This is a genomic window from Hydrocarboniphaga sp. (genome assembly GCF_028291725.1).
GTDB lineage: Bacteria > Pseudomonadota > Gammaproteobacteria > Nevskiales > Nevskiaceae > Hydrocarboniphaga.
In genome coordinates, this window is record NZ_JAQGNT010000049.1 from 12,299 (window position 1) to 27,264 (window position 14,966).

General features: G+C 66.0%; 15 protein-coding genes. 12 read left to right on the top strand and 3 right to left on the bottom strand.

The window, feature by feature from the left end; genetic code table 11:
• Positions 1 to 23: 23 nt before the first annotated feature.
• Positions 24 to 1,088 (bottom strand): hypothetical protein, encoded by a 1,065-nt coding sequence (locus JWQ90_RS13880; RefSeq protein ID WP_299695157.1) that lies wholly within the window; start codon positions 1,086 to 1,088, stop codon positions 24 to 26.
• Between the two features lie 389 nt (positions 1,089 to 1,477).
• On the opposite strand from JWQ90_RS13880, the gene JWQ90_RS13885 reads away from it, so the two are divergent.
• From JWQ90_RS13885 to glk, 11 genes are all read left to right on the top strand, one after another.
• Positions 1,478 to 2,344 carry an urease accessory protein UreD gene (locus JWQ90_RS13885; protein ID WP_299695159.1) on the top strand — a complete coding sequence of 289 codons (867 nt, stop codon included), beginning with the start codon at positions 1,478 to 1,480 and terminating at the stop codon, positions 2,342 to 2,344.
• 97 nt (positions 2,345 to 2,441) lie between these two features.
• A complete protein-coding gene (locus JWQ90_RS13890; protein WP_299695161.1) occupies positions 2,442 to 2,744 on the top strand; it encodes an urease subunit gamma in 303 nt (100 codons plus the stop codon).
• 13 nt (positions 2,745 to 2,757) lie between these two features.
• Positions 2,758 to 3,063, top strand: coding sequence for an urease subunit beta (locus JWQ90_RS13895; RefSeq protein ID WP_299695163.1), 306 nt, complete (start codon positions 2,758 to 2,760; stop codon positions 3,061 to 3,063).
• Between the two features lie 147 nt (positions 3,064 to 3,210).
• Entirely contained in the window at positions 3,211 to 4,923 is a 1,713-nt protein-coding gene (ureC, locus tag JWQ90_RS13900) for an urease subunit alpha (RefSeq protein ID WP_299695165.1), read from the top strand.
• 198 nt (positions 4,924 to 5,121) lie between these two features.
• Entirely contained in the window at positions 5,122 to 5,613 is a 492-nt protein-coding gene (ureE, locus tag JWQ90_RS13905) for an urease accessory protein UreE (protein WP_299695167.1), read from the top strand.
• Positions 5,603 to 6,286, top strand: coding sequence for an urease accessory protein UreF (locus JWQ90_RS13910; protein ID WP_299695169.1), 684 nt, complete (start codon positions 5,603 to 5,605; stop codon positions 6,284 to 6,286). Before ureE ends, JWQ90_RS13910 begins: the two co-directional genes overlap by 11 nt.
• Entirely contained in the window at positions 6,283 to 6,954 is a 672-nt protein-coding gene (gene ureG / locus JWQ90_RS13915) for an urease accessory protein UreG (protein WP_299695171.1), read from the top strand. The genes JWQ90_RS13910 and ureG overlap by 4 nt, the downstream gene beginning before the upstream one ends.
• Positions 6,954 to 7,493 carry a HupE/UreJ family protein gene (locus tag JWQ90_RS13920; RefSeq protein WP_299695172.1) on the top strand — a complete coding sequence of 180 codons (540 nt, stop codon included), beginning with the start codon at positions 6,954 to 6,956 and terminating at the stop codon, positions 7,491 to 7,493. The genes ureG and JWQ90_RS13920 overlap by 1 nt, the downstream gene beginning before the upstream one ends.
• A gap of 124 nt (positions 7,494 to 7,617) precedes the next feature.
• The gene (locus tag JWQ90_RS13925; RefSeq protein WP_366919510.1) at positions 7,618 to 11,040 is read left to right on the top strand and encodes an ATP-binding protein; all 3,423 of its coding nucleotides are present in this window, start codon (positions 7,618 to 7,620) and stop codon (positions 11,038 to 11,040) included.
• Positions 11,033 to 11,965: a DNA-binding response regulator gene (locus JWQ90_RS13930; RefSeq protein ID WP_299695176.1), complete on the top strand. Its 933-nt coding sequence runs from the start codon at positions 11,033 to 11,035 to the stop codon at positions 11,963 to 11,965. The genes JWQ90_RS13925 and JWQ90_RS13930 overlap by 8 nt, the downstream gene beginning before the upstream one ends.
• Positions 11,966 to 12,089: 124 nt before the next feature.
• Positions 12,090 to 13,070, top strand: coding sequence for a glucokinase (glk, locus tag JWQ90_RS13935; protein WP_299695178.1), 981 nt, complete (start codon positions 12,090 to 12,092; stop codon positions 13,068 to 13,070).
• 80 nt (positions 13,071 to 13,150) lie between these two features.
• On the opposite strand, the gene JWQ90_RS13940 is transcribed toward glk, so the two are convergent.
• The gene (locus tag JWQ90_RS13940; protein ID WP_299695180.1) at positions 13,151 to 13,666 is read right to left on the bottom strand and encodes a nuclear transport factor 2 family protein; all 516 of its coding nucleotides are present in this window, start codon (positions 13,664 to 13,666) and stop codon (positions 13,151 to 13,153) included.
• Positions 13,667 to 13,797: 131 nt separating this feature from the next.
• Here JWQ90_RS13940 and JWQ90_RS13945 point away from each other — a divergent pair, with 131 nt between their 5' ends.
• Positions 13,798 to 14,094: a hypothetical protein gene (locus JWQ90_RS13945; protein WP_299695182.1), complete on the top strand. Its 297-nt coding sequence runs from the start codon at positions 13,798 to 13,800 to the stop codon at positions 14,092 to 14,094.
• A 111-nt stretch (positions 14,095 to 14,205) separates the two neighbouring features.
• Here JWQ90_RS13945 and JWQ90_RS13950 read toward each other — a convergent pair whose 3' ends face one another.
• Positions 14,206 to 14,937, bottom strand: a complete 732-nt coding sequence (locus JWQ90_RS13950) for a hypothetical protein (protein ID WP_299695184.1) — start codon at positions 14,935 to 14,937, stop codon at positions 14,206 to 14,208.
• Positions 14,938 to 14,966: the final 29 nt, after the last annotated feature.

Genomic DNA, 14,966 nt, shown 5'->3' on the forward strand with positions numbered 1-14,966 from the left:
CTTCAAAATTGATAAATGCAGGATCAGATCTGGACTTGCAGACCGACGCCGGCGTAGGTCGCGTCGACGGCGGCCGGGGAGTTGTCCCAGCTCTGGTCGATGTAGAACAGATAGCCGCGGACCTTGAACTCCTTGACGATGTAGCCGATGTCGCCTTCGAAGGTCTTCAGCTTGGGATCGGAGCCGGACACGTCGGTGACCGACTCGGCGTACTTGCCGAGCAGCTGGATCTTGCCGATGCCGACCGGCTGCGGGAACAGATAGCTGACCAGGCCGTAGGCCCCGGTGGTTTTTTCGGCAAACACTGAGGTCAGGCCCTCGTACTTCGCGTACTCGCTTTCGATCGTGAACACACCGGCGCCGCCGAGATTCTTTTCCAGCAGGAAGTCGACCGTGAACGAGGTATCGCCGCCCGCGGTCTGGCCGGCGACGCCGATCGCCAGCAGGTCCTTGGCGCCGTAGTAGGTGCTGTTGAGCCAGTAGCCGGACTCCTTGTCCCAGAAGTCGTACTGCAGGCGGCCGGCGGCGATGACCTTGTTGGCGTCGGCATTGGTGTTAGGGCTTGCGGTGGATGAAGTACCGGGCACGTCGAACAGGCCGGCAGAAACTTTCAGGCCGCCGAAATCACCCCAGTAGGCGACACCGTTGTCGCGGCCGACCGCGGTATTGGCGTAGCCGTCGAGCACGTTTTCTCTGTATACGCCCCAATGGTTCGCGTAGTAAGGCCCATACAGGTTGGCGCGGTCGGACGGCGGCAGGAAGCGGCCGGCCCAGATGTTGAACTGCGGCGAATATTCGAAGCGTGCGATCGCGTCCATCACGATCACCGAATCGCTGCTGCTGTTGTATTCGGTATTGAACGTGAACTTGACCGTGTCGGTCGCCGCGCCGCTCAGGTACAGGCGGACACTGTCCACCGTGAAGTCGTCGCTGTCCTTGACCGACGAGCCCGAATAGCTGCTGTCGGTGAAGCTGGTGCGCACACCGGCGCCGATCGAAACCGGCGGCAGCGTCAGTTCCGCGGCCATCGCCGGCGCCGTCGTCAGCAGCAATGCCGCTGCGAGCCCTTTACGTTTCCATGCAGCCATGTGTGTCTTGTTTTTGCGAGCCATGTGTTTCCCCGTTCCGATAAGACCTCTCACGAAGCCGCGGCGTGGCCCGAGCATTTCGGTGCCATCGCTTGAGTGCGGCTTCGCCCCGTGTTGCCGCCCTGCGTGCAAGGCACGCGGATAGAGACGGCATCCGCAGGCTACGAAGGGCCGGGCCCGGCCGGTATGGGGCGTTTGACGTAGACGGGCGGCGCCACGAGGATGCGATCATGCGATTCACGCGTCGTAACGCCGTTCTTGCTTCGTCATTCCCGCGAAGGCGGGAATCCAGGAGCGGTAAGCGCCGCACTGGGTCCCCGCCTTCGCGGGGACGACGTTTCCTAATGCGTTTTTGTTGTGTCGGAGACTTCACTCCCGATGTCAGCGCGATGTTCCAGCCTTCAGGCCTGAGCCTTCAGCGGCCCGCGCATCAGCGCGTGGACGGTGCTGCGCGCATCGCCTACCGGCGTGACGCGCAGGGCGCGACACGGCTCGCCGACCTGTATCAGCGCGCGCCCTGCCGCGTGCTGTTTCCGGACGTGGAGGCGGGCGAGCCGGCGCAGGCGGTGATGCTGACCACCAGTGGCGGGCTCACCGGTGGCGACCGGCTGGCGCTGCAGATCGAAGCGGGCGAGGGCACGCGGCTGACGGTGACCACGCAGGCCGCGGAGAAGCTGTATCGCGCGCTGCCCGGCGACGAGGCGACGCGCATCGACATCCGCGTCAGTGTCGGCGACGGCGCATGGGCCGAGTGGCTGGCGCAGGAGACGATCCTGTTCGATCGCTCCAAGCTGCGGCGCTGTTTTGTCGCCGATGTCGCGCCGACCGGGCGGCTGCTGGCCGTCGAGAGCCTGGTGTTCGGCCGCACCGCGATGGGCGAGGCTGTTGCGAGCGGCTCGCTGCATGACGCCTGGCGCATCCGCCGCGGCGGCCGGCTGGTCTGGGCCGACGCGCTGCAGCTGCAGGGCGAGGTCGGTGAGCAGCGCGCGCGGCCGTTCGGCTTCGGCACGGCGCGTGCCTGCGCAAGCCTGGTGTATGTCGGAGAAGATGCGGCCGCGCTGCTGCCACCGCTGCGCGAGCGCCTGCAGGGCTGTGCGGATCGGGTCGCGGCTACGGCTTTCGATGGCCTGCTGATTGTGCGCGTGCTGGCCGAGGATGCGGCCGACATGCGGATGGCGGTGCGTATTGCGGCCGGTGCACTGCGAGCGCTGGCGGCGGGGCTGCCGGAGCGGTTGCCGAATGATTGGGATTGCTGATGGGCGAACAAAAGCGGCGGGTCACGACCCGCCCTACACAAAGCGGAGTAGGGCGGGTCGTGACCCGCCGTCTTGAAGACCGCAGGAGGCTGGTTGAGTGAACCTGACACCGCGAGAAAAAGACAAGCTGCTGATCGCGATGGCCGCGATCGTGGCGCGCCGACGCCTCGAGCGCGGCGTCAAGCTGAATTATCCGGAGGCGATTGCACTGATCACCGACACCGTCGTTGAAGGCGCGCGCGATGGCCGCAGCGTCGCCGACCTGATGCAGGCCGGCGCACTGGTGCTGACGCGCGACCAGGTGATGGAGGGCATCGCCGAAATGATCCACGACATCCAGGTCGAAGCGACCTTCCCCGACGGCACCAAGCTGGTGACCGTCCACCAGCCGATACGCTGAAGGAGATCGCGCCATGATCCCAGGCGAAATCATCACGCAGGACGGCGATATCACGCTCAACGCCGACCGCGCGACGCTGAGCTTGACCGTCGCCAACACCGGCGACCGGCCGGTGCAGGTCGGCAGCCACTATCACTTTGCCGAAGTGAACCCGGGGCTGGCGTTCGATCGCGCGGCAGCGCGCGGCTTCCGCCTCGACATCCCGGCCGGCACCGCGATCCGCTTCGAGCCCGGCCAGAGTCGCGAGGTGCGGCTGGTGGCCTATGCCGGGGCGCGCGCCGTCATCGGCTTCCGCGGTGACGTGATGGGGGCGCTGTGATGAAGCACTGCGCCGCCCCCCGTTCCTCCCGAGTAGCGGCGCAGCCGCGTATCGAGGGACGCATCGATGGGTCCCTCGATTCGCCCGCGGTGCGGGCTACTCGGGAGGAACGGAATTTTGTTCCGCCATCACTGCCGGGCATTCGACATGGCTAACACCCTCACCCGCCGCGCCTACGCCGGCATGTACGGCCCCACCACCGGCGACCGCGTGCGTCTGGCCGATACCGAACTCTTCATCCGTGTCGAACACGATTACACGATCTACGGCGAGGAAGTGAAGTTCGGCGGCGGCAAAGTGATCCGCGACGGCATGGGCCAGGGCCAGGCGACGCGTGCGCAGGGCAGCGTCGACACCGTGATCACCAACGTGCTGATTCTCGATCACTGGGGCATCGTCAAGGCCGACGTCGGCCTGCGCGACGGCCGCATCCACGCGATCGGCAAGGCCGGCAATCCGGACGTGCAGCCGGGCGTCACGATCGTCGTCGGCCCCGGCACCGAGGTGATCGCCGGCGAAGGCAAGATTCTGACCGCGGGCGCGATCGACAGTCACATCCATTTCATCTGTCCGCAGCAGGTCGACGAGGCGCTGTACGCCGGCGTGACGACGATGCTCGGCGGCGGCACCGGCCCCGCGCACGGCACGCTCGCGACCACCTGCACGCCCGGCCCCTGGCATATCGCGCGCATGCTGCAGGCCTGCGAGAGCCTGCCGATGAACATCGGCCTGTTCGGCAAGGGCAACGCCAGCCAGCCCGGCGCGCTGGAAGAAATGGTGCTCGCTGGCGCGTGTGGACTGAAGCTGCACGAAGACTGGGGCACGACGCCGGCCGCGATCGATTGCTGTCTTTCGGTCTGCGATGAACTCGATGTGCAGGCGACGCTGCATACCGATACTTTGAATGAAAGCGGCTTCGTCGAAAGCACCATCGACGCTTTCAAGGGCCGCACGATTCACGCCTTTCACACCGAAGGCGCCGGCGGTGGCCATGCGCCGGACATCATCCGCGTCGCCGGCCTGCCGAACGTGCTGCCGTCGAGTACCAACCCGACGCGGCCGTATACGCGCAACACGCTCGACGAGCATCTGGACATGCTGATGGTTTGCCATCACCTGGACCCGCGCATCGCCGAGGACGTGGCCTTTGCCGAGAGCCGCATCCGCAAGGAGACCATCGCCGCGGAAGACATCCTGCACGACCTCGGCGCGTTCTCGATGATGAGCAGCGACAGCCAGGCGATGGGCCGCATTGGCGAGACCGTCATTCGCTGCTGGCAGACCGCCAACAAGATGAAGCTGCAGCGTGGTGCGCTCGGCTCCGATGATTCCTTGGCCGACAATTTTCGTGCGCGGCGGTATATCGCCAAGTACACGATCAATCCGGCGATTGCGCATGGCATTTCGGATTTTGTCGGCTCGATCGAGGTTGGGAAGTTGGCCGATCTGGTGTTGTGGTCGCCGGCGTTTTTCGGCGTCAAGCCCGATCTGGTGCTGAAAAGCGGCATGATCGCGGCGGCGCCGATGGGTGATCCGAATGCGAGCATTCCGACGCCGCAGCCGGTGCATTACCGGCCGATGTTCGGTGCTTTGGGACGTGCGGGGATCGAGAGTTCAATGCTGTTCGTTTCTCAGGCTTTTAAAGATTCCGATGGCGCGAAACGTTTGGGCCTGACGCGGCCTTTGGCGGCGGTGCGCAATACGCGCGGTGGTATTGGCAAACGCTCGATGGTGCTGAATGATGCGATGCCTTTGATCGAGGTGGACTCCGAGACTTACGAAGTGCGTGCGGATGGTGAGCTTTTGACTTGCGAGCCGGCGCTGGTGTTGCCGATGGCTCAGCGGTATTTTTTGTTTTGAACGTGCATGTGCTCTGCAAGTGTGACGCCGATCGCCGCGCCGACGCACGGATAGCGATCGGAGGAATCACCGCCCCTGTAGGAGCGGGTCGTACCCGCGACTGGAACCCCACCGGCACAGTCGCGGGTACGACCCGCTCCTACAGGGGCGGTTACTGCGCCTCAGGCGCTGCGCGAGCAGCCGCAACAGGAGCCCCCCATGCAAGCCGCGAATGAAGTCCTGCCCGCCGGCACCTGGCCAGAAGCGAGCGCCACCGACCACATCACCCTCGACTACAACGAGCGCCACCGCCGCCGCTACCGCTACGTAGCGCAAAAAGGCACCGAATTCCTGCTCGACCTCGCACGCGCCACCGTCCTCAACCACGGCGACGGACTAAAGCTCGAAGACGGAACAATCGTCAAGGTCGAAGCCGCCGAAGAAGCCCTCACCGAAATCAGGGCCAGCAGCACCAGGGAACTGATAAGGCTCGCCTGGCACATCGGCAACCGCCACCTGCCGGCGCAGCTCGACGCCGACCGCATCCTGATCCGCGAAGACCACGTCATCACCGACATGCTGCGCCGCCTGGGCGCCGAAGTGCGGCAGATCAGCGCGCCGTTCACGCCGGAATCCGGCGCCTACGCCAACGCGCATGCACACGAGCAGCACGGCTTCGTCTTCCTGAGTGCCGGCAGTCATGAACGCTGAGCACGCCGACCTGTATCGCCTGCTGGTCTGGACCTCGCCGAGTTATCCGATCGGCGCTTTCAGCTACAGCCACGGCCTGGAATGGGCGGTCGAGGAAGGCAGCGTCCGCGATGTCGCGACCCTGGTCGACTACATCGGCGCGGTGCTCGAACGCGGCGGCGCCTGGGTCGATGCGGTGCTGTTCGCGCACGCACATCGCCATGCCGGCGACGACGATAAGCTCGACGAAATCTCCGAACTCGCCAGCGCCTTCCGCGCCAGCGCCGAGACTGCTTTGGAAGCGCGCCAGCAGGGCGCCGCGTTCCTGCTGGTCACGCGCCGCGCCTGGCCGCATCCACAGCTCGATGCATTCGCCGAGTGCCACGCGGATCAAGCGGCCACGCAATGTGTGACGATGGCGCTGGCCTGCGCCGCGCATGGCCTGCCGCTGGCCGCGTCGCTGGGCGCGTTTCTGCATTCGGTCGCCGCCAACCTGGTGTCGGCCGGTGTACGCCTGGTGCCGCTGGGCCAGACCGATGGGCAGATCGCGCTGGCCAGGCTCGCCGCCGTCGTCAGCCGCGTGACGGCCGCAGCACCGACAACCGATATCGACGATCTGGGCACGGCGTCGCCGGGCCTGGAGTTCTGTTCGATGCGCCACGAAACCCAATACACGAGGCTGTTCCGATCATGAATCTACCGCTCTCGCAAAACCCAGGGACCAAGGCGCCGGTCAACGGCCCGCTGCGTGTCGGCATCGGCGGCCCGGTCGGCTCCGGCAAGACCGCGCTGACCGAGCGCCTGTGCAAGCTGCTGCGCCAGGTCTACGACGTCGCGGCGATCACCAACGACATCTATACGAAAGAGGACGCGGAGTTCCTGACCCGCGCCGGCGCGCTGACGCCGGACCGCATCATGGGCGTGGAAACCGGCGGCTGCCCGCATACCGCGATCCGCGAGGATGCGAGCATCAATCTGGCCGCGGTCGCCGACATGTCGCGGCGCTTTCCGAACCTGGAGCTGATCTTCGTCGAAAGCGGCGGCGATAACCTTGCTGCGACGTTTTCGCCTGAGTTGGCCGACATCACGATCTATGTGATCGACGTATCCGCCGGCGACAAGATTCCGCGCAAGGGCGGGCCCGGTATCACGCGCTCCGATCTGCTGGTGATCAACAAGATCGACCTGGCGCCGCTGGTCGGTGCCTCGCTGGAGGTGATGGATCGCGATGCCAGAAAGATGCGCGGCGAGCGGCCTTTCATTTTCACCAATCTGAAGATCAACCAGGGCGTGCACGACATCGCACGCTTCATCGTCCAGGCCGGCGGGTTGCCGGCGCGTGAACTGCCGGAGACTTTCTGATGCGCATCTTGAGCAAATGCCTGTTGCCGCTGTCGCTGCTGTTATTGGCCGCACCGGCTTTCGCGCATCCGGGCCATGAGTTGCACGGCGCCGGATTCGTCGACGGCCTGTTGCATCCGCTGCTCGGCGTCGATCACCTGCTGGTGATGCTGCTGGTCGGTGTCTGGGCGGCGCAGCTCGGCGGCAAGGCGCGCTGGCTGGTGCCGGCGAGTTTCGTCGCCGTGATGGCGCTGGGCGCGAGCCTCGCCATCGGCGGCGTCGTATTGCCGCAGGTCGAGGCCGGCATTGCCGCGTCGCTGCTGATCGCTGTGCTGCTGGCAAGCTCCGCACTGCGGTTGTCGCTGGCGCCGGCGATGCTGGTTGTCGGCATGTTCGCGCTGTTTCACGGCACGGCGCATGGCCTGGAATTGCCGGCGTTGGCGCAGCCTGCAATGTTCGCCCTCGGCTTCCTGCTGTCGACCGCCGCGCTGCATGTTGCCGGCGTGATGCTGCAGCCACTATTGGCACGTCGCTCGGACCGCGTCGCGATCCCTGCGTGATGACAACCTCCGTAGGGCGGGTCATGACCCGCCGCTTTTGCTTCGGCTTGCTAAAAAAAGCGGCGGGTTACAACCCGCCCTACGGTGTGCGCGGTCGATGAAACCATTGACTCCCGACGCGCCGCTGCACCGCCACCAGCGCATCGTTCGCGAGCGCCGGCAGTACAACAAATGGGCGGCGAGCCAGACGCTCGAGGACTACGCGCTGCGCTATACCGCGGCCAGCGCGCGCAAGCGATCCTCGTTCCGCATCGCCAACACCGCGCTGGGGGCGATCTCGTTTTTGGCCTGCGAGGCGATCGGCGGCAGCCTGACGCTGCAATTCGGCTTTTCCAACGCGTTGCTGGCGATCCTGCTGGTGTGCGCGCTGATGTTCGTGATCGGCCTGCCGATCGCGACGTACTCGGCGCGCTACGGCCTGGACATCGACCTGCTGACGCGCGGCGCCGGCTTCGGCTACATGGGCTCGACGATCACCTCGCTGATCTACGCCTCGTTCACCTTCCTGCTGTTCTCGATCGAGGCCAGCATCATGTCGCAGGCGCTGCACATGGTCACCGGCCTGCCGCTGTGGATCGCGCATCTGATCAGTGCGCTGATCGTGATCCCGATCGCGATCTACGGCATCAGCCTGATCAGCCGCATGCAGATCTGGACGCAGCCGGTGTGGCTGGTGCTGCAGATCGCGCCGCTGATTTATCTGGCGGTGGCCAAGCCCGATGCGATCGAGAGCTTCCGCCATTTCTCCGGCGTGCACGGCAGCAAGGACGGCTCGATCGACATTCTGCTGTTCGCGGTTGCGGCTTCTACGCTGCTTTCATTGCTGCCGCAGATCGGCGAGCAGGCCGATTACCTGCGCTTCCTGCCCGACCGCGAGCGCAGCAGCCGCTGGGGCTGGTGGACGGCGCTGATCACGACCGGGCCGGGCTGGGTCTTCATGGGCGGTCTGAAGCTCGCCGCCGGCGGCCTGCTCGCGTACTACGTGACACGCAGCGGCGTCAGCGCCAGCGAGGCCACGCAGCCGACGCAGATGTTCTTCGCGGTGTTCCGCGACATGCTCGGCTCGCCCAGTGTCGCGCTGGCATTGACCGGCATCTTCATCGTCACCTGCCAGATCAAGATCAACGTCACCAACGCCTACGCCGGCTCGATCGCCTGGTCGAACTTCTTCTCGCGGCTGACGCATGCGCATCCGGGCCGCGTGGTCTGGCTGGTGTTCAACGTGGTGCTGGCGCTGCTGCTGATGGAGATCGGCATCTTCAGCGTGATCGAGAGCATCCTGGTGCTGTACGCGAACTTCGCGGTCGGCTGGATCGGTGCGCTGACCGCGGACCTGGTGATCAATAAGCCCTTGAAGCTGTCGCCTTCGTTCATCGAGTTCAAGCGCGCGCATCTGTACGACATCAATCCGGTCGGTGTCGGCAGCATGCTGGCGTCGATCGTGGTGTCGACGGCGGCGTTCTTCGGTGTCTTCGGCCCGCTGCCGCAGGCGCTGGCGCCGTTCATTGGTTTCGGTGTGGCCTTTGCGCTGGCGCCGGTGATCGCATTCGCGACACGCGGCAAGTACTACCTCGCGCGCCAGCCGGTGGGCCTGCCGGCCGGTCAGAAGGAGATCCGCTGCACGATCTGCGAGAACGTGTTCGAGCGCGCCGACATGGCGCTGTGCCCGGCCTACAACGGCCCGATCTGCTCGCTGTGCTGCACCTTGGAAGCGCGCTGCCACGACGTGTGCAAGGAAGACAGCCGCTTCGGCCAGCAGATCGCGGCGGTGCTCAACCGTCTGATCCCGCGCTCGCTGGCCAGCTCGGTGCGCGCGCAGGCGATCGGCCAGTTTCTCGGCATCCTGTTTTTATTCACGCTGGCGATCTCGGTGCTGCTGTCCTTCATCTACCTGCAGTACGGCTCGATGATGCCGGCCTCGCGCGGCGTGATCGGCGCGACCCTTTGGATCGTGTTCCTGAGCCTGCTGATCCTGCTCGGCGTGGCGGCCTGGCTGATGGTGCTGGCGCATGAATCCCGCAACGCGGCGATCATCGAATCCACGCGCCAGACCGCGATGCTGATGGACGAAATCGAGGCGCACGAGCGCACCGACGCGGCGCTGCAGAAAGCAAAAGAAGTCGCTGAAGCCGCCAACGAGGCCAAGAGCCGATATGTAGTGGGTATCAGCCACGAGATCCGCTCGCCGCTGAACTCGATCTTCGGCTACGCGCAGCTGCTGGAGCGCGAGCCGCACAATCCGCCGCAGAACGCGGTGCGCGTGATCCGCCGCAGCGCCGAGCATCTGTCGAACCTGGTCGATGGCCTGCTCGATATTTCCAAGATCGAGAGCGGCATGCTCAAACTCAGCCGCGACCGCGTGCGGCTGAACGATTTCCTCGACCAGATCGTCGACATGTTCCGCGTCCAGGCTGCCGCCAAGGGCATCGCGTTCAAGCACGAGCGGCCCTCGTACCTGCCGGCTTTCGTGTACACCGACCAGAAGCGGCTGCGCCAGATCCTGATCAACCTGCTGTCGAACGCGATCAAGTTCACCGACAGTGGACACGCGGCACTGATGGTGCGCTATCGCACACACGTCGCCGAGTTCGAGATCGCCGATACCGGCATCGGCATCCGGCCGCAGGACATGGAAGAAATCTTCAAGCCCTTCGAGCGCGGCAGCATGCCCGGCGCGCGCGCGGCGCCGGGTGCGGGTCTGGGCCTGACCATCACGAAAGTTCTGGTGCAGATCATGGGCGGCGAGATTTCGGTGCGCAGCACGCCGGGCGAGGGCAGCAGCTTCATCGTGCGCATGCTGCTGTCCGAGGCCAGCGCCGGCGACACGTCCACCGCGCTGGTGCGCCGCCGCATCGTCGGCTACGAGGGCCCGCGCCGCCGCGTGCTGCTGGTCGACGACGATCCCTCGCATGTCGATCTGATGCGCCAGCTGCTGCAGCCGCTGGGCTTCGATCTGTTCGTGGCGGAGGAAGGCGAGAGCGCCTTGCAGCTCGCGGCCGAAGTCCGGCCGGAGCTGATCACGCTCGACGTGGCGATGCCTGGCTTGAGCGGCTGGCAGGTCGCACAGCGATTGCGCGCGCTGCAGCTGCCGGCGCTGCGCATCATGATGATCTCGGCGAACGCGCACGACCTGCTGCCGGGCGGCGACGCCGGTGTCGCGCACGATTTCTTTCTGACCAAGCCGATCGACGTCGAGTTTTTTCTGGAGCGCGTCGGCGTGCTGCTCGATCTGCAATGGCAGTACGCGCCCGAAACTGTGCCGGCCGCGGTGCCGGCCGCGCCGCGCGCGAGCTCGGGCTTCGTCGTGCCGCTGGCCTGCCTGCGCCATCTCGACGCGCTGCAGCAGCTCGGCCGCATCGGCCACGTGCGCGGTATCCAGGCCAAGCTGCGCGAGATCGAGGCCGAAGATCCTGCGCACCAGGCCTTCGTTGCGCGCCTGGCCGAGCTGGTCGCGAGCTTCGATCTGAAAACCTATCTGGCGCTGCTCGACGGCCCGCGTCCCACCGAGCAGGACGAGCATCTTCAGGAAGAACAGCCGCATGAATGAGCCTGCCGCAGGCCGACGCGACATCGTGCTGGTGGTCGACGACACGCCCGAGAGCCTGAGCTTTTTGACCGATACGCTCGAGAGCGAGGGCATCACCGTGCTGGTCGCGACCGGCGGCGAGAGCTGCCTGGCGCTGGTCGACGAAATCACTCCCGACCTGATTCTGATGGACGCGCTGATGCCGGGCCTGGACGGCTTCGAAACCTGCCGGCGCCTGAAGCAGGAGAAGCTGCTGTCGCATGTGCCGGTGATTTTCATGACCGGGCTGACCGAGACCGAGCACGTGGTGCGCGGCCTGCAGGCCGGCGGTGTCGACTACGTGGCCAAGCCGATCGTCATCAGCGAGCTGCTGGCACGGATTCGCGTGCACCTGGCCAACGCGCGGCTGGCACAGGCCTCGCGCACCGCGCTGGACGCGACCGGCCGCTTCCTGCTGTCGACCGACCGCGGCGGCAAGCTGCTGTGGTGCACGCCGCGTGCCGAGCGCCTGCTGGTGGAGCTGCTGCCGACCTCGACCGACGGGCTGCGCTTCCCCGCCGATATCGCCGAGCGCCTGACATTGCTGCGCGGCGACAACGCCGGCACGACGCAGCCGGTGGTGCAGATCGGCACGCGCCGGCTGGAGTTCTCGTACGTGAGCTCCACCGGCGCGGACGAGTTCCTGTACCGCCTGCGCGAAGTCGGCGACCCGGAGCTGTTGCAGCAGGAGCAGATGCAGCTGCTGCAACAGGCACTGCACCTGACGGCGCGTGAGGCGGATGTGCTGTTATGGATCAGCCGCGGCAAGTCCAACCGCGACATCAGCGAGATCCTCGGCATCAGCCCGCGCACCGTGAACAAGCACCTGGAGCAGATCTTCGAGAAGCTCGGCGTGGAGAATCGGGCGTCGGCAGCGGCGAGGGCGGTGCGGGTGCTGGCGCAGTAAAAATCGCGGGTATGACCCGCTCCTACAGGTGAGGAAGAACCCTGTAGGAGCGGGTCATACCCGCGACTGAGGCCCATCGGTCGCATTGACATGTATGAGCGCCCGGAACTAGCTTCCCGCCACCATGGAAAATCAAACCCAAGCCATCCTCGTCGCCGACATCGGCGGCACCAATGCGCGCTTTGCGCTCGCCCGCCCAGGCACGACCGCGCGCCCCGAACTCGCCGGCATCGAGCAGCTCGCGACAGCCGATTACGCGAGCCTGAAAGACGCGGCCGAGGCGTATCTGCAGCAGCAGAAATCCGGTACCCGCCCGCAACGCGCGGTATTCGCGGTCGCATCCGCCGTCACCGGCGACGCGATCAAGATCACCAACAATCCCTGGTCGTTTTCGATTGCACGGCTCGGCGCCGATCTCGGCCTGCAGCTCGAGATCATCAACGACTTCACCGCGATGGCCTGCGTGCTGCCGGTGCTGGTCCCGGGCGATCTGCAGGCGATCGGCGACGTCGCGCCGCGGGCCGCGGCCGGCGGGCGGCGCTGTTATGCAGTGGTCGGTCCGGGTACCGGGCTCGGAGTCGGCGGCGTGATCGTCGAAGGCGGGCGCAGCGTCGTGATCCAGTCCGAGGGCGGGCATGTCGGCTTTGCGCCGGGCACGCCTTACGAGATCGAGCTGCTGCGCGTTCTACTGCCGCGTTTCGGCCGCGTGTCGGCGGAGCGCCTGGTGTCCGGCATCGGCATGGTGAACCTGCATGACGCGGTGCGCGCGGTCGAAGGCCTGACCGCGCAGACGCTGACGCCGGCGCAGATCGGCGACAACGCGGCCGCCGATCCGGGCGGCGCCGGTGCCAAGACCCTGCAAGTGTTCGCCGAGTTGCTCGGTGCGTTCGCCGGCGACGTCGCGCTGGCCTTCGGCGCCTGGGACGGCGTATTCCTGCCCGGCGGTGTGACGCAGAAGCTGCTGCCGTGGATTGCGGCCGGCGGCTTCCGCCGACGCTTCGAGGACAAGGGCCGGCACGCTGCGATCCTGCGCGCGATCCCGACGCAGGTGATCACGCATCCGCAGGCGGGCTTGCTCGGTGCAGCGGTGCAGGCCTGCGCGTGATGGATGTTGGGGTTCGCTGCGCTCACCCCAACCTACGAGTTGCGGTGGTAGGTTGGGGTGAGCGCAGCGAACCCCACGCATCAGGCCTTGATTCCAGGGCCGAGCATCACACCCGCCGGCACTGCCGTCGTCACGCTGGTCAGCGGTTTCGCATATGACCTCTGGATCTTCCAGCGGCCATCTTCGGTTACGTAGCGGTCTTCGTATTCCATCGACGCCTGCGTCAACAGGCCCGGCGTCACATGCAGGGTCACGAAGCCCAGCGTCCAGCGCGCGGTTGCGGTGTTCTCATCGATGACCTCGACGCTGGGATGATGGCCATGATGAATGTCGTGCACCAGCCAGCTGCCGTCGCCGCCGCGCGAGCGCGCCACCGCCTCGAAGATCTGCACCAGCGGCTCGCGGTCGCTGAACTGGCCCAGCACTCCGTAATCCAGGTCGGCGCCCTCACGGACGAAACAGTCCCGGAATGCCGCCGCGTCCTTGGCGTCGCAGGCGCGCAGGTAGCGGTACTTGAGCTGCTCGATCTCGCGAACGATTTCGAGAGCGCGCACGCGGCGCATCAGGTCGGCGAGCTGGGCGGATTCGGTGGTCATGATCATCCCCGATGGCGGAAGCGGGAACATTGGCGGTGCCGGCCTCCGGCCGCCTCGTCCGTTCCGCCGAGTGTTCATCGCGGCCCCACTCCAAAGCGTTACCATCGGCTCATTCTTCATGGAGAACGCTCATGTGGTCAGGGAAGCAGCTGCGGGCAGGCATGACGGTGTCCGGCCTGCCGGGCTACGTGTGGGCCGTGGCGCCGGTTCTGCTGCTGGCTGCGGCCTGCGGCAGCCGCGGGCCGATCGTCGACACCCAGAACATCGACCAGGCGCGCTACAAGCAGGATCTGAACGAATGCCAGGCCTACGCCGGCCAGGTCAATGCCGGCGCCCAGGCGGGTAAGGGCGCGGTGGGCGGCGAACAGAGCAAGGACCAGGTCGTGAAGAACTGCCTGCGCGGCCGCGGATACAGCGTTCTGAACTAGCGCCGGCCCGATCAGTAGTAGGTCGGCAATCCTTTGCCGACGTGCACGCCCGATGCGCAATCGCTGCCGCACGTCGGCAAGGGATTGCCGACCTACTACGCGCCGGCCCGATCAGGGCGGCGTCAGTTCCAGGCCGAGGTAGTACGAGAATTCATTGGTCTCCGGCGCACGCGTGATGCCGCGTCCGGCCGAGGCGACCACATGCCAGCGCTCGTTGAACGCATACACTGCGGCCAGGTTGCAGCCGCTGGCCGCAGACCCGCCTTTGCCATCCGGGGTTTCGCGAAACACTTCGGCGCCCAGTTCCAGACTCCCGGTCACCGGCCGCAATGCACCGATACCGCTGAACCAGGTGTCGCGGTGACCGCTGCCGGGATTGAGACGTACACCGCCACCGCCGAACACTTCCCAGTCGCCGATGCTCTTCTGCAGCCACAGCGGAAGAAACGTCGAGGCGACTTCGGCGCCATTGGCGAACTCGACCGAAGGATAGAACGCAATCTGCGGACGCCAGCCGGCTTCGTCCTCGTGCACGAAGCGATATTTCAAACCGGCTTCAGCACCGCCGTAGTGCCAGTTCCTGGTCTCGTCATGCGGCGCCTGGTACGCCTGTTCGACTGCGGCGGCGAGCTGCAGATCGGGGCCGACGCCATAGTTGAGTTCGAAGCCCGGCAAGGCGGCGTCCCAGCCCTCGGCCGTATGAGTGCCGGTGGAGAACAGATAGATTTCGTAATGTCCTTCCGGCGCCGGTTCGGGATCATCGGTCGCAAATGGAGGGCCGGCGCAAGCGACTCCACAGATAAGCAGAACCGGCATCGCCAGGCTGTGGCTGAACGGGTGCATCGATTCCTCAGTCGTTGTGTTCAGATCGG

Coding starts and splice junctions, on each gene's coding strand:
- JWQ90_RS13920 (WP_299695172.1), top strand. CDS start 6,954: ATGCGCATCTTGAGCAAATGCCTGTTGCCGCTGTCGCTGCTGTTATTG.
- JWQ90_RS13930 (WP_299695176.1), top strand. CDS start 11,033: ATGAATGAGCCTGCCGCAGGCCGACGCGACATCGTGCTGGTGGTCGAC.
- JWQ90_RS13910 (WP_299695169.1), top strand. CDS start 5,603: ATGAACGCTGAGCACGCCGACCTGTATCGCCTGCTGGTCTGGACCTCG.
- JWQ90_RS13945 (WP_299695182.1), top strand. CDS start 13,798: ATGTGGTCAGGGAAGCAGCTGCGGGCAGGCATGACGGTGTCCGGCCTG.
- ureC (WP_299695165.1), top strand. CDS start 3,211: ATGGCTAACACCCTCACCCGCCGCGCCTACGCCGGCATGTACGGCCCC.
- JWQ90_RS13895 (WP_299695163.1), top strand. CDS start 2,758: ATGATCCCAGGCGAAATCATCACGCAGGACGGCGATATCACGCTCAAC.
- ureG (WP_299695171.1), top strand. CDS start 6,283: ATGAATCTACCGCTCTCGCAAAACCCAGGGACCAAGGCGCCGGTCAAC.
- glk (WP_299695178.1), top strand. CDS start 12,090: ATGGAAAATCAAACCCAAGCCATCCTCGTCGCCGACATCGGCGGCACC.
- JWQ90_RS13940 (WP_299695180.1), bottom strand. CDS start 13,666: ATGACCACCGAATCCGCCCAGCTCGCCGACCTGATGCGCCGCGTGCGC.
- JWQ90_RS13885 (WP_299695159.1), top strand. CDS start 1,478: ATGTTCCAGCCTTCAGGCCTGAGCCTTCAGCGGCCCGCGCATCAGCGC.
- JWQ90_RS13880 (WP_299695157.1), bottom strand. CDS start 1,088: ATGGCTGCATGGAAACGTAAAGGGCTCGCAGCGGCATTGCTGCTGACG.
- JWQ90_RS13950 (WP_299695184.1), bottom strand. CDS start 14,937: ATGCACCCGTTCAGCCACAGCCTGGCGATGCCGGTTCTGCTTATCTGT.
- ureE (WP_299695167.1), top strand. CDS start 5,122: ATGCAAGCCGCGAATGAAGTCCTGCCCGCCGGCACCTGGCCAGAAGCG.